Genomic DNA, 19,976 nt, shown 5'->3' on the forward strand with positions numbered 1-19,976 from the left:
GTTCTCGTGGCGCAGCGCCGATCGTGGGCGCTGGGCACGGATTCAGTGCCCGCGGCGCAGCCAGGCCGGCCACGGCACAGCTTCAGTTCATTCCACGCGTTGCCAGACCTGGGTGCGGTAGAAGAAAGCGATGTAACCACGCATCTCCATCTTCTTGCCACCTTCAATCGGTGTCAGGCGCGCCTTGTAGGTCTTGCCGCTGTTGGGGTCCAGGATTTCGCCACCGGTCCAGTGCTCTTTGTCGCTGGCGTCTTGCTTGACGTTGCGCAGGATGGTCAGGCCGAGCACCGGCTTGTCCTTGCGTTCGTCGGCGCATTTCTCGCACTTGGCGTCTTGCTTGGCCGGATCGAAGACTTTTTCGATGGTGCCGGTCAGCACACCACCGCTCTCGGTGATGCGGACCAAAGACTTCTCGGTCTTGCCATCGTCGTCGATGGTCTTCCACAGGCCCACCGGGGTGGTCTGGGCCGAGGCCATTGCGGCAACAAGGCTGAGTACGGCAGCGGCGAACAAGTTCTTCATGGCGTCTCCTGGTTTCGGTATGAAAAGCCCGGCTCTGGCGGCCGGGCTGGGGCGAAGCTTGAACGGCGGGTGCTTAGAACAGCGCCTCGTCCATTTCCATCAGCGGCTGCAGACCGGCACGGGCGGTGCGGATCAGGGTGGCCGTCTCCGGCAGCAGCTTCGCAAAATAGAAGCGGGCTGTCGAGAGCTTGGCGGTGTAGAACTTGTCGCCGCTGGCTTGCTTCTCCAGCGCCACCTTGGCCATGCGGGCCCAGAAGTAGGCGAAGGTCAGGTGACCCACCACACGCAGGTAGTCGACCGCCGCCGCGCCCACTTCATCGGGGTTCTGGAAGGCCTTCATGCCGATCTCGGTGGTCAGCTTGGTGACCTTGTCGCCCAGGTCGGCCAGCGGGTTGATGAACTCCTGCATGGCCTCGTTGGTGCCCTCTTCCTCGACGAAGGCAGCGATCTTCTTGCCGAACTTCTTCAGCTTGGCGCCGTTGTCGCCGAGGATCTTGCGGCCCAGCAGGTCCAGCGACTGGATGGTGTTGGTGCCTTCATAGATCATGTTGATGCGCGCGTCACGCACGAACTGCTCCATGCCCCATTCGTGGATGAAGCCATGGCCGCCGAAGACCTGCATGCAGTGCGAGGTAGCGATCCAGCCGTTGTCGGTGATGAAGGCCTTGATGATGGGCGTCAGCAGCGCGACTTCGTCGTCGGCGGCCTTGCGCTCGTCCTCGTCGTCCGAGCTCAGGGCCTTGTCCAGGGTCATGGCCACATAGGTCGACAGGGCACGACCGCCTTCGGCGTAGGCGCGCGCGGTCAGCAGCATCTTGCGAACATCGGGGTGGACGATGATGGGGTCGGCCGCCTTCTCGGGTGCCTTGGGGCCGCTCAGTGCGCGCATCTGGATGCGGTCCTTGGCGTAGGCGGCGGCGTTCTGGTAGGCCACTTCGGTCAGGCCCAGAGACTGGTTGCCCACGCCCAGGCGGGCTGCGTTCATCATCACGAACATGGCGGCCAGGCCCTTGTTCGGCTGGCCGACCAGCGTGCCGACCGCGTCTTCCAGCACCATCTGGCAGGTTGAGTTGGCATGGATGCCCATCTTGTGCTCGAGGCCGGCGCAGAAGATGCCGTTACGCGCACCCAGGCTGCCATCGGCATTGACCAGGAACTTGGGAACCACGAAGAGCGAGATGCCCTTGGAGCCTTCGGGTGCGTCCGGCAGGCGGGCCAGCACCAGGTGGATGATGTTCTCCACCATATTGTGTTCACCGGCCGAGATGAAGATCTTGGCGCCGGTGATCTTGTAAGTGCCATCGGCTTGCGGCACGGCCTTGGTGCGCAGCATGCCCAGATCGGTGCCGCAATGCGGTTCGGTCAGGCACATGGTGCCGGTCCACTCGCCGCTGGTCAGCTTGGGCAGGTAGGTGGCTTGCTGCTCGGGCGTGCCATGGGCATGCAGGCACTCGTAGGCGCCATGGCTCAGGCCCGGGTACATGGTCCAGGCCTGGTTGGCCGAATTCATCATCTCGTAGAAGCTCTGGTTGACCACCAGAGGCAGGCCTTGACCGCCGTACTCGGGGTCGCAGCCCAGGGCCGGCCAGCCGCCTTCCACATACTTGGCATAGGCTTCCTTGAAGCCCTTGGGCGGCGTGACCTCGTGCGTGGTCTTGTCCAGGGCGCAACCTTCGGCATCGCCGCTCAGGTTCAGAGGCGCCAGCACCTCGGCCGCAAACTTGCCGCCTTCTTCCAGCACGGCATTGATGGTGTCGGCATCGATGTCAGCGTGCTTGGGGCACTGCTTGAGCTCGTCGACGATGTTCAGCACTTCGTGCATCACAAACTGCATGTCGCGCAGCGGCGGGTTGTACTGGGGCATGGTGTGCTCCTGGTTTCGAACGGAAAGGGAAATGAATCGACTCAGCTTCGGCGGCTCTTGGCCGCCGACTTGGGAGGTGTGGATTTCGGGGCGTTCAACGCCGCCTCGGCCTGCAGGCCGGCCTCGGTGGCGTAGAACTGGATGGTTCGCTCAAAGCCCAAGCCGGCGCGGTCGAGCGCACCAGGCTTGCGCATGAAACGGGCATCGTGGTGCAGAGACAAAATCAGGCCGTGCAGCTCGAACAGGATCTGCTCGACATCGGCATCGGCATGCAGATGCCCTTCCTGCTGCGCCAGCACAATGGCTTTGTGCAGGGCGGCATGCCAGGCCTTGACCATGGCCACGAGGGCATCGCGCACCGGGCCGGGCCGGTCGTCAAACTCCACCGCGCCGCTGATGTAGATGCAGCCCGAGTCGATCTCCACCGACACCCGGCGCACCCAGCGCTCGAACAGGGCGCGCAGGCGCGGCAAGCCGCGCGGCTCGCGGATTGCGGTGTAGAAGACCTCTTCCTCGAACTTGGCGTGGTACTCCATAACCACGGCGATCTGCAACTCTTCGCGCGAACCGAAATGGGCAAACACGCCCGACTTGCTCATCTTGGTCACATCGGCCAGCGCACCGATCGACAGGCCTTCCAGGCCCATGTGCGAGGCCAGACCCAGGGCGGCCTCCAGAATCACCGCCCGGGTGTGCTGGCCTTTTTGCAGCGAGCGCGCCACCCGCGCAGGCTTGGCCGCGGGCTCGGCGGCCGGGCCAGTGCTGGAGCGGGTGCTGGGGTTGAGTGACACGGGTGAAATCCTGCGGGTTCGGTGGACGGCCCCGTCATACGACCTGGACCATGCCGGACATAATAAAACGAACGATCGTTCTATTTTGCAGAAAGCACGGCCTTCCAGGCAAGGATTTGTCACGGATTTTTAGAGGCAGGCATCTAGCAAACCCCTGCTGCCGGCGCCTGACGGAGGGAGACGGCGCAAGGCAGAGCACACGGCACACCTGCTCGCGCCGGAGGCCAAACTTTGCATTGGACGCGCACCACCATGACAAACACATGAACGGGTCGCACCGCGCCCACAGCCCACCTTGACTGCCGCCCAAGCAAGGCGTCAGCCCCCATGGCATGCTTGAGTCCGGCACCGTTCTTGCAGTACGCTTCAAGCAGGAGGTCAGCCCCGTGGATGTGCTTCAACTGGATGTCTCTGGTCGGCCGCAGGCCTGGATCACCACGCGCGATGCCGCAGTCATCTACGCCAGCGACGGCATTGCCTGGACTCTGGGCCAGCCCTGCCAGGTGCTGCGCGGCGGTCTGCAGCGGCGTACCGGCCTGCAGTCGCGCATCGAGGTCCACCCCATCATCGCCGTGCGCGGCGCCGTGCCCAGTCGCGCCTGGCGCCAGGCCCCTGCCCTGACGAACAACAAGCTGTTCGTGCGCGACCGCTACACCTGCGCCTACTGCGGCCATCGCTTTCATCCCGACGACCTGACACGCGAGCACATCCAGCCCAGCTCGCGCGGCGGCCCGGACAGCTGGATGAATTGCATCACCGCCTGCCGCAGCTGCAACGGCCGCAAAGGCAGCCGCCTGCCCGAGGAGGCCCATATGAGCCTGCTCTACCTGCCCTATGTGCCCAATCTGCACGAAGACATGATCCTGCGCGGCCGCCGCATCCTGGCCGATCAGATGGATTTTCTGTGTCAGTGTCTGCCCAAGACCTCTCGCCTCTGGCGAGAACACCACCACTAGCCTCACGGGCGGTGTGGTGTGCGAGCGCCACATCAGCGCCGGGATGAGCGGCCAAAGCACCAGCTGGCGATCCGCTTGCGGTAATTCTCGATAGCCCGCTAGTGAAAGTCACGGCTCGACAGACTCAGGCTGCCCAGCAAAGAAGTCAGATCTGTTACCTGACCCACGATGATGTTTCGCACCTCTCCCTCGCGTTGCCATCGCCCTTTCACCCCCAGCAGCTTTGCATTCAGGATGGCTTGACGCTGCTGCTTCAGCACATCACGCCAAACCACCAGCTGCACATCACCGGTCTCATCTTCAAGGGACATGAACGTCACACCGCTGGCTGTTTCCGGCTGCTGCCTCACCGTCACAAGGCCCGCGTAACGAACCGGCCGGCCATCAGACAGGTCGTGAAGCTCCGCTGCCGTGCTGAATCGCATTTCGGACAACCGTCGACGCACAAAGGCCAGCGGATGGCGACGCAGGGACAATCCCAGCGCTGCATGATCCCAAAGCACCTCCTCTTCTTCAGGTGCTGCCTCAAGTTCGAGGGTGGCCTCATCAATGCACGCCTGCTGCAAAAGCTCCGGCGCGCCGGTCCAGCCCGCTGCATCCCAGACCTGTTGGCGACGATGGCCAGACAAAGCCATCAACGCGTCAGCAGCCGCAAGCTGGCCCATGTGATGCGGAGCCAGCCCTGCTCGTCGAGCCAAGTCTTCGGTGTTGACGAAAGGCGCGAGAGCTCGCGCCGCAACAATTCGTTCGATAGCGTCCCCGGGCAGCCCTGCCACGAACCGCAAGCCGAGCCGCACCGCAGGCCGATCAGCCCCCTCAATCTCCTCCAGGGAGCAGTCGCCAAAGCTCACCAGCACATCCACGGGCCTGACTTGGACACCATGCGCGACTGCGTCACGAACCAATTGGCGCGGGGTATAGAACCCCAAAGGCTGCGAGTTCAGCATGGCGCAGAGAAACTCGGCTGGATGTCGGCACTTCAACCAGCAACTGGCATAAACCAACAGAGCAAACGATGCAGCATGCGACTCCGGAAATCCGTAGGAACTGAAGCCCTTCACTTGCTCAATGATCCCTTGCGCGAACTCGAGGGTGTAGCCATTTGCGAGCAGCCCACCAATGAGCCGCCCCTCATACTTTCCCAGCCCCCCTTTGCGCTTCCAGGCCGCCATCGCTCGCCGCAAGCCATCGGCTTCATCAGGGCTGAAGCCAGCCGCCAGCACCGCGATTTGCATGCACTGCTCCTGAAAGACAGGGACGCCCAAAGTGCGTCCCAAGGCCTCCCTCAAGGCTTCACTGGGGTAGGTGATTGGCGCTTTGCCTTGGCGACGATTGAGATAGGGATGAACAGCACCCCCTTGAATAGGGCCGGGGCGTACCAAGGCCACCTCGACGACGAGGTCATAGAAGCAACGCGGCTGCAAGCGAGGGAGCATCTGACGCTGGGCACGTGATTCAATCTGGAAGACCCCCACCGTATCAGCCTTGCAAATCATGTCGTACGTGGCGGGATCTTCCGCCGGAATATCCTGCATCTCCATCGCAAGACCCTGTCGCGCGCCAATCAGATCCAGCGTCTTTCGAATGGCCGTGAGCATGCCCAGGGCCAGCACATCGACCTTGAGCAAGCCCAAGGCATCGATGTCATCCTTGTCCCACTCGATGACGGTGCGATTCTTCATCGACGCGTTCTCGATGGGAACAATGCGGCTGAGCGGACCTCGCGTCAGCACAAAACCGCCCGTGTGCTGGCTTAAGTGGCGAGGCATGCCTATGAGCTGAGCACTCAGTTTGATCAGTTGCTGTATCGCCAGGGAATTGGCATCCACTCCCACCTCTGCCAAGCGCTGGGCATCCAACCCTTGCCCGTCGAACCATTGACAAGTACGCGCCATCACCCTGACCTGTTCGAGCGAAAAGCCCAGCGCTTTACCTACATCTTGTATGGCACCACGCGTGCGATAGGTCGCCACCGCCGCCGTCAATGCAGCTCGTGTACGCCCATACTTTCGATAGAGATACTGAATCACCTCTTCTCGCCGCTCATGCTCGAAATCGACATCAATGTCAGGAGGCTCTTTGCGTTCACGACTGATGAATCGTTCGACCAGAACCACGGCACGCGCGGGATCGACCTCGGTGATTCCTAAGCAATAGCAAACGGCGCTGTTCGCGGCACTCCCACGTCCTTGGCAGAGAATGCGTCGACTGCGCGCAAAGGCCACGATGTCGTACACGGTGAGGAAGTAATGCTCATAGCCAAGCTCGCCAATAAGATTCAATTCGTGCTCGATCTGAGCTCGCACCTTCGCCGGAGTACCGCTGGGCCATCGTCGAATGGCCCCCTCGTAGGCCAGACGGCGCAAATAGCAGCTCGCTGATTCCCCCTCCGGAACCAGTTCGGCGGGATATTCGTAGCGGAGCTCATCGAGTGAAAAATTGCAACGCGCAGCGATCTTGAGCGATTCGCGCAGCAAACCCGGTTGTCCTGCGTAGCGATTGGCCAAGCTCAAGCGAGAGCGCAAACGGCGCTCCGCATTCCCTGCCAACTCCGTCCCGCAATCTGTCAAGGGCTTTCGCAAACGAATGGCTGTCATGACATCCAAGAGCGGTTTGCGTGAGCGCACATGCATCTGCACATCACCCGTGGCCACGAGGGGGATCGCCGTCAACTCGCTGGCTTGCGACAGTCGCTCCATCACGATCTCGTCATCCAGGAGCTTCAGTTGCTCGACACCCAACCAGACACGCCCCATGAAGTTCTTCAGCAACCAGCGGGCAATTTCGTTGCAATGGGTTTGAGAACTGTGGCGCGCTGGGACAGCGATAAGCACGCAGTCCTCAAGCTGTGACGGAATGATGGCTTCTTGCAGCAAGCGATAGCTGCCCTTGGTCGCTTCGCAACGAAGCCCGGTGATGAATTCGCAAAGGTTTCCGTAGCCTTGCAGATTGCAAGCCAGCACCACCAACACGAACGGCGTCGCACCTTCGACTTGAAACTGACTGCCAATGAGAAGTTTGATACCCGCCTCTTTCGCGGCCACATGAGCGCGAACCACCCCTGCCAAACTGCAATAGTCCGTCAGCGCAATTGCCGTGTAACCCAGAGCAGCAGCACGCTCAACCAGCTCACAGGGTCGACTTGCCCCGGTCAGGAAAGAAAAATTGCTGATGCAACGCAGTTCGGCATACGCAATCTGCAAGCCTTCGTCCATTGCACGGCCTCATGAAAAAAAACCATGAAGCCACCAAGCGGCATCATCAGAAAGGCGCGTCTGAAAAATCCACAACAAGCCAGCCTGCTCACTCCAAGCGAGCCAATAGTCGCGCACCACATTGCACATGTGCTGTGCAACCTCGTCACGATGCCACCACCCATCTTCGACAGCATGGGGGCCCGCAAGCAGCTTGAGCGCGCCCTGATACTCCGGCCGCCCATTTCGAACCGCCAATTTCAGCGGTTGCTCCAAAATGAAAGAGGGCGCAGGGTAGCGTGACGGCTGAGCTTTCCTGCGCGGCAAAGGCTCAGCCGCAGGCTGCCAAGTGCAGGACCATTCCAAACGATTGTCGTCACCAAGCACCGGGCGACAAACACGTTCGGCCCCCAACCTTGCAGCCAGTCGTTCTTGCAACATCGACACACTTTCTCGCGCCAAAACCACATCGGGCAACAAGGACGCACTGCGCTCCAATAAGGGCTCAACTTCGGTGGCTTGCAATTCCAAGTCACCAACGGGAGCCAGCAATTTCACTTGGGCCAGGTTCTCTGCAAGCAAGCGAAACAAATGCTCGATGTCTCGCGTCGCCACCGCGGTGCGAACGACCAGACTCCCCCCTGCGCCCGCGTCTTTGGCGCGCATGCTGTCGTGCCCCCACTTCAATGTGAAAGCAAGCACGCCCGCGTGACGCGCGCTCAACCACCCCCCGAGCTGAAGCAAGAGTTGACGAGCGCCGACCAAAAGCGCTGACGCATGCTCGACCCGAAACGGCAGCTCCAACTTGGTTTGAAAACGCTCCGGCAATTGAACCCAGGCGTGAGCCTCGGGCTGCCGACCGTAGATCTGATCCAGCGCCCCAAGCAACTCCTTGTCAAAGCGTCGACTGATGCCTGCTCGAGGCAAGCGGCGCACATCCCCCAGAGAGCGAGCCCCAATGCGCATCAGCACAGGCAAATGCGGTCGCACGGCGCTCAGAACATGCATCGGCAATGGATCCAACATGGCTTCAAGATCACGCTTCAATCCGTTCTCAACGCCAGCGCGAGCAAAGGCCAATGCGGCCAGACTGTTGGGCCCCCATGCCAAAGCCTTCACACCAAACCCTGCACACTCCGCAAGAACGCGGTCACGCAAGGCGCGCCGCCCTTTGAACAGCCTCGTACTGGCCTCCACCTCCATTGCCACAGCCTCCTCGACCAAGCTGACTCTGGGCGTGAACTGCAAAGCCCAAAAGGCCAGCGCTTGAAGAGATGCGTCAATGGGGGACGACGTCGCGCTCAAATCCGGTCGTCGAAGTACGCACCACAACATCAGGCACTCGCAAGGTAAGACGGCTTGGATAACGCAAGCGCTGGGTCATGATGTCCATGAGACCGCCAGGAACAGACATCAAGCGCAGTTCGGCATCGAAACTCGGACCGCGACGTTTGAAAATTCGTACACAGAGTTCCCAGTCCTCCGACACACGAACCTGCAAACGAAGCGGCGCCGCTGAAGACTCGCCCGCCACAAGGGCCGGGCGAAACACGAAAACAGGTGCATCACACCCCGAGGCCAACACCTGCAAGCGCCGAACTTGCTCGGCACGCACCTGCGGCAGCCAAGTCAAGACCGCTCCGCAAGCATTGCTTTTGATAGCTTGCTCCGTTGCCCACAGGCGTTCATGAGGCTTTTCAACATCCACCCAAAGCAACCGATTCGAATCGATGCCATCGCAACACAAGCCAGGAGGGTGCGGACGGTACGGAGGGCCGATGACGGCAATATCACGCCCTCTTTCACTCACAGCGCGCAGCGCAGCAGATGCCAGACGCCACTCCAGCAAGGCAGCCCGATTGATCAAGACCTCAGTCAAGCCGCGGCAGGGCCAACCATGCCCTGGAAGCTCGGCATCCAGGGCCGCGAACCCTGTAGACAGGGTGAGCTCCGCAGTTTGGCCCAGCTGATCGCCACGCCAAACCGCCGCTTCCACCTTCGACGGCAAGGCGCGGAAAGCCGGGAGTGGCGGCCGGCGATCGAATGCGAAGGAAGGGGTGGGTGGCCCTGCCTCGACGGATGGTAGAGAACGCATGATGGTGTGAGAACCTTTTTGGCACTGTATTTTTATACAGTATATTGATCATCTCACCCATCACACTCAATTTTTGAAAAACTCATGGCACAAACCAGAGTCGCCCGTGCCTAGATTCACGCCCCCATTGCGGTGCCCGAAAGCCCCCCTCATCCACAACAAGGGCCGTCATGCTTGATTCGCCCACAGCCAAGCTGCACCGCAAGGTGCACGGCCCGATACCCGCACGGCCGCACAATCCAGCAACATGGGGCGCAGTCAACGGCTGCACAATGGATCTCGTTGCAGCAGCACGCCTTGTGCTGTGTCTAGGAGAAACACCCCATGAACAAGACCCTCATCACCGCCAGCCTCGTGGCCCTTGCCACCCTGAGCGCCTGCTCCACCACCAGCCCCGATGTGATTCAGCGCAATGAAGCACAGCGCATGGCCGTGGTGCAGGACGCCACCGTGCTGAGCGTGCGCAGCGTCACCGTGGACGGCTCGCAAAGCGGTGCCGGCGCCGTCACCGGCGGCGTGGTCGGTGCCGTGGCCGGCTCTTCGGTGGGCGGCCGCCGCGAAGGCCAGATCGTTGGCGTGCTGGGCGCCGTGGCCGGCGCGGTGATCGGCAATGCCATTGAGCGCAGCGCCTCCCGCGAGGAAGCGATCGAAGTGCTGGTGCAGCTGCGCAACGGCGAGCGTCGCTCCATCGTTCAGGCCAAGGGCAATGAGAACCTGAACCCGGGCGAAGCCGTGATCCTGACCACCACCGGTGGCAAGACCCGCGTGACCCGCGCCCCTGCCGTGCGCGTCGACACCACGAATTGACCCTGAATCGGCGCATCGTCTGCCGCGGATGGCACGCGGTGCGCCTTGAAATTGCTCACGCCCTACTACCTGCCCCTCCCTAGGCGGCTTGGCGCCTCAGCGCCACAGCCCATGATCGAATTCGGCGAACACAAGGCCGACCATCCCCGATCGACCTCACAAAGCGCCATAAAGCTCCACCATTCCCCGCGCTAACTTGCTAAATTAGCCGCTTATCTCTGTTTTCCCATGCGCAAGGCATGCGAAAACTAGCACTCACGCATCGCTGAAGTCGCATCTTGAAGTTCACGCCCATACGGCAGAACTCAGAAAGGCTGTGAATGAGTCGTCGAACGGGGGGTGACTTGGGCAATCGTCCTAGAACGAAACGCCTGAGGCCGGCAGAGCAGCCTTCGAAGCTGCTTCTTTTGCTGGTGTTTTGCGGCCTTGCCGCCGCTTTGGTCGTGCAGCAGCAATGGCTAGGCCTGGTGGCCTGCGCGCTCGGCGCCTGCGTGCTTTGGTGGCCCATCCCTTCTACGACCGCCCCACTCAACGCTGACGAGGCGAATCCATCCACGCCCGCTGCTCCCCCGCTCGCAGAAGGGACGTCTTTGATGGCCGCAACCGTGTTGCCGGTATGGAGCCGCCAGCTGACGATCATCCAAAGCAGCGTGCAGTCTGCGACGTCCGAACTGCTGAGTAGCTTTTCCAGCATGCTCGAGCTGCAAGACCAATGGGCGAGTCAACTGCAAGCCCTGTCCGCGCAGAACGACCATAACGCCCACACCCGTCAGCATCTAGACCAGCTCTCACTCATCAGCGCCCAGACCCGGATCGAATACGACAAGGTTCTGGAGCGACTGCAGTTTGGCGACCGTGTGTCGCAAATGGTGGATGTGCTGCGCCAAGACACGGAACGATTTGCCCGTCAGCTGCCCCACATGGCACAGGCTGCGCCAGCCGATGCCAATGCTTGGCTGGCCGCACTAGAAGCCCGCTACACCACCGATGAGCAACGTTTCATCCATCACGACCAAGCGCACACGCCACAGCCAAGCAAGGTCGACTTCTTTTAGGGTCCATCTCCCTTTCTTCAACCGGTCCAAACCTTCCACAAAGAGGTACACATGAGCAAAACAATTCTGGTCGTCGATGATTCGGGCAGCTTCCGCACTGTGGTCAAGCTGGCGCTGCAAAAAGCGGGCTACAGCGTTATCGAAGCAGTCGATGGGAAAGATGCCATCGGCAAGCTCGATGGGGCCAAGATCAATCTGATCGTATGCGACGTCAACATGCCGAACATGGATGGCCTGAGTTTTCTCAAGCATGTCAAAACCTTGGCGGCATACAAGTTCACTCCGGTCATCATGCTGACCACCGAGTCACAAGAAGAAAAGAAGGCAGAGGGCCGCGCCGCCGGCGCCAAGGCATGGATCACCAAGCCCTTCCAACCCTCGCAACTGGTGGACGCCGTCAACCGACTGTGTGTTTGAGCGCGCTGCCGCTGCACAGAACAAAACCCGATTGACTGGGGTCCGCCAACCCCTGGGAGTGAGCCATGCCGGATGCCGAAGATGCCCCAGCCACACTGGCGAGCAGCGCTTCAACCCTTGAGCCCCCGACCTTGACGTTGGGGCCCGAGTTCACGATCGCTCAAGCCGCAGCCCAACGGCAAAGGTTGTTGGACGCTGTTCAAAGCATGGAGGCTGGCCCGCTTCGCCTGGACTTGAGCGGCGTCAGCGACTTTGACAGCGCGGGCGTGCAGCTGCTGCTGTCCACCCAGCGCAGTGTCCAGGAGATGAACGCGGAAGTGCTGATTGTCCAAGCCAGCGACGTCGTTCTGGAGGCTCTGCGCTGCTACGGACTGGAGCCCACGCTCGGTGCCGCGGGGCCCACGCCCCTTGCGCAAGTTGCCGCCACCCGCTGACAGGAAGAAGCCTATGTCTATGAGCGATGACGACGCCGAAATCCTGGCCGTTGCACGGGCCGGATTTCTCGACGAAGCCCAGGAAATGCTGCGCCAGTTCGAGCAAGGGCTGCTGGTGCTGGAAAGTGACCCTGCAGATTCAGAAAGCCTAAACTCGGCGTTCCGGGCGGCACACACCATCAAAGGCACGGCTGGCATGTTTGGCTGTGATGCTGTGGTCAGCTTCACCCACGAAGCTGAAACCCTGCTGGAAGCTTTGCGCGCCAATCAACGCCAGCTCGACGACGATGTGATGGGCGCCTTGCTGGAAAGCCGCGACCAGATCGAGATGCTGCTTGGCGAAGTGCGCAGCGGCGAAAGCGACCCGCAGGTCGCAGCCAGCAGCGCCGCTCTGGCCGGCCGGCTCCGCGCGCTCTTGGGTAAACCCGCCCTGGCCGAGCCGCCCCCGGCAACGCAGGCCGCCATCGAGACGAAGGCCGAAACGGCGGCCGATCACGGCTGGCATCTGTCCCTGCGCTTCCTGGCCGATGCGCTGCGCAACGGCCTGGACCCCTTGTCCTTCATTCGCTACCTGCGTACTTTGGGAAAAGTCACCGCGATTCGCACCCAGACCGCCGCCGTACCGGCCTTGGATGCCCTGGACGCAGAAGCCTGCTATCTCGGCTTTGAAATTCGCTTCGAGAGCGCGGCCAGTCACGCCGAGATTGAGCAGGTCTTCGAGTTTGCGGCTGACGACAGCGACATCGTGATCCTGCCGCCCGGGTCCCCGCCCGCTGCATTTGAAGACCTCGCAACCCAGCGTTGCGGCAGCGATGCGGAAGCCCGAACCGCGCTTTTCGACTGTTGGCGCGCCATGGGCATTCAGTTTGAGGTGCGCTTGGAGCCGCTCAGAACGCCCGAAGCGAACAAGGCTGACGAAGCCCCGCCCGTGATTCCCCATATTGAGCGCCGCGCGCCTGCTGCAGAGGGCGAGGTCAAACGCGGCGGGGACCGCCGCAGCGGAGTCGGCGAGCGCCGCGAAGGCGGGCGTGATCGCCGCGCTGGCGACGAAACCCGGTTTGTCCGGGTGCGAGCCGACAAGCTGGACAAGTTGATCGACCTGATCGGTGAGTTGGTGATTGCCGGCTCCGGCGCACAGATGATTGCCCATCAAGAGGGCGCTGAAGTGCTGCTAGAAGCGACCCAGCGTGTGATGGACCTGGTGCAAGAAACACGCGACGGCACCCTGGCGCTCCGCATGGTGCCCATCGGTGAAACCTTTGCCCGGTTCCAGCGAGTGGTGCGCGACGTGTCCAAGCAACTGGGCAAGGAAGTTGAGTTGATCGTCACCGGCGGCGACACAGAGTTGGACAAATCCATGGTCGACGCCATCGCCGACCCGCTGATGCACTTGGTTCGCAACAGCATGGACCACGGTCTTGAGACCTGCGAGGAGCGCCTTGCGACCGGAAAGTCGCCGAGCGGTCGACTGGCTCTGAACGCATTCCACGAAGCTGGTGCGGTCGTGATCGAAGTCAGTGACGATGGTCGAGGCTTGGCACGCGAGCGAATCCTTCGCAAGGCCGTGGAGCGTGAACTGGTGGCCGAGGGCCAGATCCTGTCAGACCACGAGGTCTGGCAGTTGATCTTTCAGCCGGGATTTTCAACCGCCGAGCAGATCACCGATCTGTCGGGTCGAGGTGTCGGGATGGACGTGGTCAAGCGCAGCATCGAATCGCTGCGCGGCACCATCAGTCTGAGCAGTCAAGTCGGACAGGGCACGCTGACCCAGATTCGCCTGCCGCTCACGCTGGCCATGATTGACGGATTTCTCACCATGGTGGGCGGCGTCAACTATGTTCTGCCCCTCGCAGCGGTGGCCGAGTGCATCGATGTTCCGGGCGAATGCAGCAGCCAAGACGAAGCCCGCGTCAGCGGCACATTCAACCTGCGCGGCGAGGTGCTGCCCTGGCTGGATCTGGCACGCTTCTATGGCGTCAAGCCAGACCTCAGTCGACGCCGCAGCGTGGTGGTGGTACGCGACGGCCCGACACGTGTTGGCCTGATCGTGGATCGTTTGATGGGCGAGCATCAAACCGTGATCAAACCGCTCTCCAGCATCTTTCAGCACCTCAAAGCCTTGGCGGGATCCACCATCTTGGGCTCGGGCGAAGTGGCCCTGTTGCTGGATGTCTCGGGCCTGTTTGCCGCTGCCATCGAAGGCGGCCAGCGCGCCCGGCTCATCGCACGGCCGGGCTCCCAAGCCACACATCAATCCGCCCACCTCACCTCGTCCGTTCAAGGCAAGTCATCAGCCTGAATCTCACCCTGTCATGAGTTCCTGAATGAGTTCCAAGGGAGAAAAAAATGCAACAGCTTCTACGCAGACTGCAGCTCTGGCAAAGATTTGTATTGCTGGCACTGATTTCAACTTTGGCGTGCGCCATCCCTCTGACCCTGGTCTTGCGGAATATGGGTCAACAAGTGGACGCCGCCATATCCGAAAAGGACGGCATCGCCCCATTGAGGCCGACCATCCAAATCATGCGAGCGCTGCAAGTCCATCGTGGCTTGTCCAGTCTTGCTCTCAATGGCGACACACAGGTTCAATCCAAATTGGCCGAGAGCGAAGCCGAGATCGCCCTGCAGCTCAAGAAGCTGTTGCAAATCCTGCCCAAGGACAACCCTCGATACCGAGATGCCCTGACACGAGCCAACGCCATGAGTGCTGCGGTACTGAAGCTTCAAGACCAGGTCAGTGGCAAGACGATAGACGCCTCGAAGAGCTTTACCGCCCACAGCGAATTGGTGAGCGAAGCCTTGCTGCTGGTCGAGAACATTGCGGATGCGTCCGGTCTTTCACTCGACCCGGAAGAATCGACCTACTACCTGGTGACCGCGGTGGCGGAGTATGTTCCGCAGCTCACGGAATCCATTGCACTGGTACGCGGCAAAAGCTCAGCCATGGTCAAGCAGGCAGGCAATGGCAAAGACCTGAGTGCGGCGGACCTGGCCACTTTGCACGACATGCGGGAAAAGTCGGAGTTCTGGCGGCAGCGCGGCCAACGCCAGTTGAACAAAGCACTCCAAAGCGACACCCAGCTCGCCCAAGCACTGAATCTCAGTGCGCAGGAGGCGCAAAAGAGCGCGGACAGCTTTCTCAAGCTGGTCGATCAACAGCTGTTCAACGGCAAGCCCAGCCTGAGTGCTGCGGACATGTTCAGCCAAGGCACTTTGGCGACCGAAGCTCAATATGGCTTGTTCAATGCTGCCACCGACAACCTGGAGCGGCTTCTCGATGAGCGCATTCACAAGCTCAGCCTGCAGAGAAACATCGGCGCCAGTGCGCTCGGTGGGCTCGCGCTCCTGGCTTTGCTGACAGGTGTCGCCATTGTTCGCACCATCACGCAACCTTTGCAAAGGGCGGTGGCCGCGGCCGATGCGGTGGCCAAAGGGGACCTGGACTTCGACACCCAGGACAAGCACAAGGACGAGGCCGGCACCTTGCTCACCACGCTGGGAACGATGCAGAGCAATCTGCGCGAGCGTCGTGATCGCGACACGCGCCTGGCCGAGGAGACGGGCCGGGTCAAGGCAGCGCTCGACCAATGCTCCACCAATGTGATGATTGCCGACGTCGATGGACAGATCATCTACACCAACCAATCTGTCCAGGCGATGCTGCAGGGCAATGAAGCCGAGCTGCGCAAGGTTCTGCCCAATTTTGAAGCCAAGCGCGTGGTGGGCAGCAACTTCGACAGCTTTCACAAGAACCCGGCCCATCAGCGCAATCTATTGGGACAGTTGCAGGGCGAGTACAAGACGCAAATCCAGGTGGCTGCGCTGAATTTCTCCCTGATCGCCAACCCCATCTTCGACGCCGCAGGCCAACGCCAGGGCACCGTGGTGGAGTGGAAGGACATCACCCAGGAGCTGGCCGCCCGCGAGCGTGAGCTCAAACTGGCCGCGGAAAACGCCCGCGTCAAGCAAGCGCTGGACATCTGCTCGACCAATGTGATGATCGCCGACAGCGACGGTCTGATCATTTACAACAACCAGTCGGTCTCGCAGATGATGCAGCGCAACGAAAACGAGTTGCGCAAGGTCTTGCCTCAGTTCGATGCCCGACGGATCGTCGGCAGCAATTTTGATCAGTTCCATCGCAATCCAAGCCATCAGCGCAATCTGCTGGGCGGTTTGAAGAGCGAGTACAAGACGGAAATCAAGGTGGGCCCGCTGACTTTCGCGCTGACCGCCAACCCCATCCACACGGCCAATGGACACCGCCTGGGCACGGTGGTCGAGTGGAAGGACCGTACTGCGGAAGTGGCCGCGGAGCTTGAGGTCAGCGGCATGGTGGAAGCGGCCAATCAAGGCGACTTTGCCAATCGCATTGGTCTGGAGGGCAAAGAGCCCTTCTTCCGCATGTTGGGCGAGAAATTCAATTCACTGGTTGAAACGGTCAGCGGCACCATTCGTGAAGTGCGCTTGGCTGCAGATCAATTGAGCGGCGCCTCGGAACAGGTGTCGCAAACCTCACAGTCGCTCTCGCACTCGGCGAGCCAGCAAGCCGCCAGCGTGGAAGAAACCACCGCGTCCCTGCAAGAAATGGCGTCCTCGGTCAAGCAAAACGCAGACAGCGCCAATCTCACTGACGGCATGGCCACCAAGGCCGCGCGCGAAGCCATGGAAGGTGGACAAGCCGTGGGCATGACCGTGGACGCCATGAAGCAAATCGCCACCAAGATTTCCATCATCGATGACATCGCCTATCAAACCAATCTCCTGGCCTTGAACGCTGCCATCGAAGCCGCTCGCGCCGGCGAACACGGCAAGGGCTTTGCAGTGGTCGCTGCCGAGGTGCGGAAGCTGGCCGAAAGAAGCCAGGTCGCCGCACAAGAAATCGGCAATTTGGCAAGCAACAGCGTTCAGCTGGCTGAAAAGGCCGGAAGCCTGCTGGGCAATATGGTGCCTTCCATCCAGAAGACCAGCGAGCTGGTGCAGGAGATTGCCGCGGCCTCGGGAGAACAGTCCCAGGGCGTGGCCCAGATCACCGGTGCCATGAATCACTTGTCCACGGCGACCCAACAGACGGCCTCGGCGTCGGAAGAGCTTTCAGCAACGGCCGAACAGCTGTCGGCGCAAGCCTCGCAACTGCAGGACCAGATGGCCTTCTTCAAGCTGGCCGAAGACAAGCAAACGACCTCATCGCATCACAAAGGTTCTCGAAGACGTTAATAGCCGCAGGGGGCCGATCCCGCACCTTCCATCGAAGAAAGACGAGGCTTCTCCATGACACTCGCGAATATGAAAGTTGGGCAGCGTTTGGGTTTGGGCTTTGCCCTGCTTCTGACCATGTTGATCGCTGTGGTCGTACTGGCACTCAAGGATCTAGCCAACGTCAACCATGCGCTTGAACATGTGGTGCATGAGAACTTCAGTCGCATGGTCGACTTGAACGAGCTGTCGGAGCAGACACACGTTGAACAACGGGTCATACGAAGCCTGATTCTGATCAACACCAACGACGCCATCGAAGGTGAACGCCGCAAGATCGCAGAGGCTCGAGAGGCGTTTGACAAGTCCTTCGCGTCCATCAGCAAGAACACGGCGCGTGAGGAAGATCAGCGAGATCTCGAGCAAGCCCGAGAACAAGCGAAAAAATCCCGCGCCCTGAATGATCAGGTCATGGAACTTGCGAACCTCAACAAAGACGAAGAAGCCACCAAACTGCTTCTGAGCTCGGCCAGCCCTGCAGCCAAAGCGCTGCAAACCACGATAGACAAAGCGGTGGCCATGCAGCTCCAGGACGCAGAACAGGATGTGACTGAGGCCTCATCAAACTACGTCTCTGCTCGCCTCTGGTTGATCGGCGTGACCGGTTTCGCCGTCCTGCTGGTGATCGCCATGGCTTGGATGCTGACGCGAAGTGTCACCCTGCCCTTGGCCAAGGCCGTGGCACTGTCCAGAGAGATCGGCGATGGCCGACTGGACAATGAAGTGCAAGTTCAAGGCACCGATGAAACCAGCCAGCTACTGAAGAGCTTGGTGCAAATGCAATCCAACTTGCGCGAACGCAATGAGCGCGACGGACGAATTGCCTCCGAGAACGCCCGTGTCAAGCAAGCGCTGGACAGTTGCTCGACCAATGTGATGATCGCCGACCCTGAAGGGCAGATCGTCTACGCAAACCGCTCCGTGACTGCCATGCTGCAGGGCAACGAAGCAGCGCTGCGACAGTCACTGCCCAACTTCGACGCCAAGCAAGTCGTCGGCAGCAACTTCGACAGCTTCCACCGCAACCCCGCGCACCAACGCAATCTGCTGGGCAACTTGAGGAGCGAATACAAGACCCAGATCCAGGTGGCGGAGCTGCACTTTTCTCTGATCGCCAACCCCATCACCGATGCGACCGGCCAACGCCTTGGCACTGTGGTGGAGTGGCGTGACATGACTCAGGAGCTGATCGCTCGCGAGCGCGAACAAACCCTGGCCGCCGCCAATGCCCGCATCAAGCAAGCCTTGGATGTGGCGGCCATGCCGGTTCGAATCTCAGCGGCGGACGGCACCATCGTTTACGTCAACGAGGCTTTGATGACGGTCTTGCGCCGTGATGAGGCGGCCTTCCGCAGCGAACTGCCAGGCTTTGATCCCAGCAAAGTGCTGGGCGGCTCCATCGGCATGTTCTATCGCGACGCGGCCGCAGCCGTCGAACGCCTGAAGAACTTGAGCGACACCGCCCACTCCACCATGGTGCTGGGCGGCCGCACTTACGACGTCACAACCACTCCGATTCGCGACCCGAACGGAAAGAACATCGGAACTGTCGGCCAATGGCTGGATCGCACCGAGCAACTGGCCGCCGAGCGCGAATTTGATTCGCTGACCAGCGCAGCCACCAGCGGAGATCTCAGTCAGCGCATTGGCCTGGACGGCAAGCAGGGATTCTTTCGCCAGATCGGCGAAAAATTCAATGGCCTGATCGACACCATCAGCGACACCATCCGTGAGGTCCGGGTCGCTGCCGACCAACTCAGCGGCGCTTCCGACCAAGTCTCACAAACCTCGCAGAGCCTGTCACATTCCGCTTCGCAGCAGGCCGCCAGCGTCGAAGAGACCACCGCCTCTTTGCAAGAAATGGCGGCGTCGGTGAAACAGAACGCCGAGAGTGCCAACGTCACCGACGGCATGGCCACCAAGGCTGCTCGAGAAGCCATGGAGGGCGGTCAAGCCGTGGGAATGACGGTGGACGCCATGAAGCAAATCGCCACCAAGATTTCCATCATCGATGACATCGCCTATCAAACCAATCTCCTGGCCTTGAACGCCGCCATCGAAGCCGCTCGGGCCGGCGAACACGGCAAGGGCTTCGCTGTGGTTGCCGCCGAGGTCCGCAAATTGGCCGAACGCAGCCAAGTGGCAGCGCAAGAGATCGGCAACCTGGCCAGCAACAGCGTCCAACTGGCCGAACGAGCCGGCAGTCTGCTCAGCAATATGGTGCCTTCGATTCAAAAGACCAGTGAACTGGTGCAGGAGATTTCAGCAGCATCCGGTGAGCAGTCTCAAGGCGTGACCCAGATCACGGGTGCGATGAACCACCTGTCGAACACCACGCAACAAACGGCCTCGGCTTCAGAAGAGCTTTCCGCGACGGCCGAGGAGTTGTCTGCCCAGGCCAATCAGCTCCAGGAACAAATGGCCTTCTTCCGCCTCGCCGAAGAGAAAAGCTCCCGGGGTCAAGCCAGACAGCAGCGCTGAGCACGCAGCATCCACGCTGCGCTGGAAACACGATCACAACACAAGCCGCAATCGAAAGGCCCACGATGCGAAGCAACCTCCCGGTGACACAGACTGAGTACCGC

At 60.9% G+C, this 19,976-nt stretch carries 14 protein-coding genes; 8 read left to right on the forward strand and 6 right to left on the reverse strand.

The window, feature by feature from the left end; all coding sequences use genetic code 11:
* Nucleotides 1-87: 87 nt before the first annotated feature.
* From OOB33_RS23050 to OOB33_RS23060, 3 genes are all read right to left on the reverse strand, one after another.
* Nucleotides 88-522, reverse strand: coding sequence for a DUF2147 domain-containing protein (locus OOB33_RS23050; RefSeq protein WP_271010365.1), 435 nt, complete (start codon nt 520-522; stop codon nt 88-90).
* Between the two features lie 73 nt (nt 523-595).
* Nucleotides 596-2,386 carry an acyl-CoA dehydrogenase C-terminal domain-containing protein gene (locus tag OOB33_RS23055; RefSeq protein ID WP_171827643.1) on the reverse strand — a complete coding sequence of 597 codons (1,791 nt, stop codon included), beginning with the start codon at nt 2,384-2,386 and terminating at the stop codon, nt 596-598.
* Nucleotides 2,387-2,427: 41 nt separating this feature from the next.
* A complete protein-coding gene (locus OOB33_RS23060; protein WP_442953061.1) occupies nt 2,428-3,177 on the reverse strand; it encodes a TetR/AcrR family transcriptional regulator in 750 nt (249 codons plus the stop codon).
* 386 nt (nt 3,178-3,563) lie between these two features.
* On the opposite strand from OOB33_RS23060, the gene OOB33_RS23065 reads away from it, so the two are divergent.
* The gene (locus tag OOB33_RS23065) at nt 3,564-4,133 is read left to right on the forward strand and encodes an HNH endonuclease (protein WP_271010366.1); all 570 of its coding nucleotides are present in this window, start codon (nt 3,564-3,566) and stop codon (nt 4,131-4,133) included.
* 98 nt (nt 4,134-4,231) lie between these two features.
* Here OOB33_RS23065 and OOB33_RS23070 read toward each other — a convergent pair whose 3' ends face one another.
* Genes OOB33_RS23070 through imuA form a run of 3 tightly spaced genes read right to left on the reverse strand, consistent with a single transcriptional unit; the run spans nt 4,232 to nt 9,335 of the window.
* On the reverse strand, nt 4,232-7,348 hold the full coding sequence (locus OOB33_RS23070; RefSeq protein ID WP_271010367.1) for an error-prone DNA polymerase: 3,117 nt from the start codon (nt 7,346-7,348) through the stop codon (nt 4,232-4,234).
* A gap of 9 nt (nt 7,349-7,357) precedes the next feature.
* Nucleotides 7,358-8,632, reverse strand: coding sequence for a Y-family DNA polymerase (locus OOB33_RS23075; RefSeq protein ID WP_223696745.1), 1,275 nt, complete (start codon nt 8,630-8,632; stop codon nt 7,358-7,360).
* Nucleotides 8,607-9,335 (reverse strand): translesion DNA synthesis-associated protein ImuA, encoded by a 729-nt coding sequence (gene imuA, locus OOB33_RS23080; RefSeq protein WP_171827646.1) that lies wholly within the window; start codon nt 9,333-9,335, stop codon nt 8,607-8,609. The genes OOB33_RS23075 and imuA overlap by 26 nt, the downstream gene beginning before the upstream one ends.
* Before the next feature lie 411 nt (nt 9,336-9,746).
* Here imuA and OOB33_RS23085 point away from each other — a divergent pair, with 411 nt between their 5' ends.
* From OOB33_RS23085 to OOB33_RS24465, 7 genes are all read left to right on the forward strand, one after another.
* Entirely contained in the window at nt 9,747-10,229 is a 483-nt protein-coding gene (locus OOB33_RS23085) for a glycine zipper 2TM domain-containing protein (protein ID WP_271010368.1), read from the forward strand.
* A gap of 320 nt (nt 10,230-10,549) precedes the next feature.
* On the forward strand, nt 10,550-11,284 hold the full coding sequence (locus OOB33_RS23090; protein ID WP_271010369.1) for a hypothetical protein: 735 nt from the start codon (nt 10,550-10,552) through the stop codon (nt 11,282-11,284).
* 51 nt (nt 11,285-11,335) lie between these two features.
* On the forward strand, nt 11,336-11,701 hold the full coding sequence (locus OOB33_RS23095; RefSeq protein ID WP_102766202.1) for a response regulator: 366 nt from the start codon (nt 11,336-11,338) through the stop codon (nt 11,699-11,701).
* Between the two features lie 65 nt (nt 11,702-11,766).
* Entirely contained in the window at nt 11,767-12,135 is a 369-nt protein-coding gene (locus OOB33_RS23100; RefSeq protein ID WP_271010370.1) for an STAS domain-containing protein, read from the forward strand.
* 19 nt (nt 12,136-12,154) lie between these two features.
* Complete coding sequence (locus tag OOB33_RS23105; RefSeq protein WP_102766200.1) at nt 12,155-14,434, forward strand: chemotaxis protein CheA; 2,280 nt, start codon at nt 12,155-12,157, stop codon at nt 14,432-14,434.
* A 296-nt stretch (nt 14,435-14,730) separates the two neighbouring features.
* Nucleotides 14,731-17,352: a methyl-accepting chemotaxis protein gene (locus OOB33_RS23110; protein ID WP_271010371.1), complete on the forward strand. Its 2,622-nt coding sequence runs from the start codon at nt 14,731-14,733 to the stop codon at nt 17,350-17,352.
* Between the two features lie 54 nt (nt 17,353-17,406).
* Entirely contained in the window at nt 17,407-19,872 is a 2,466-nt protein-coding gene (locus OOB33_RS24465; RefSeq protein WP_333780350.1) for a methyl-accepting chemotaxis protein, read from the forward strand.
* The last annotated feature ends 104 nt before the right edge of the window (nt 19,873-19,976 follow it).

Origin of the sequence: Paucibacter sp. B51 (genome assembly GCF_027863535.1) — a bacterium.
Classification (GTDB): domain Bacteria; phylum Pseudomonadota; class Gammaproteobacteria; order Burkholderiales; family Burkholderiaceae_C; genus Paucibacter_A; species Paucibacter_A aquatilis.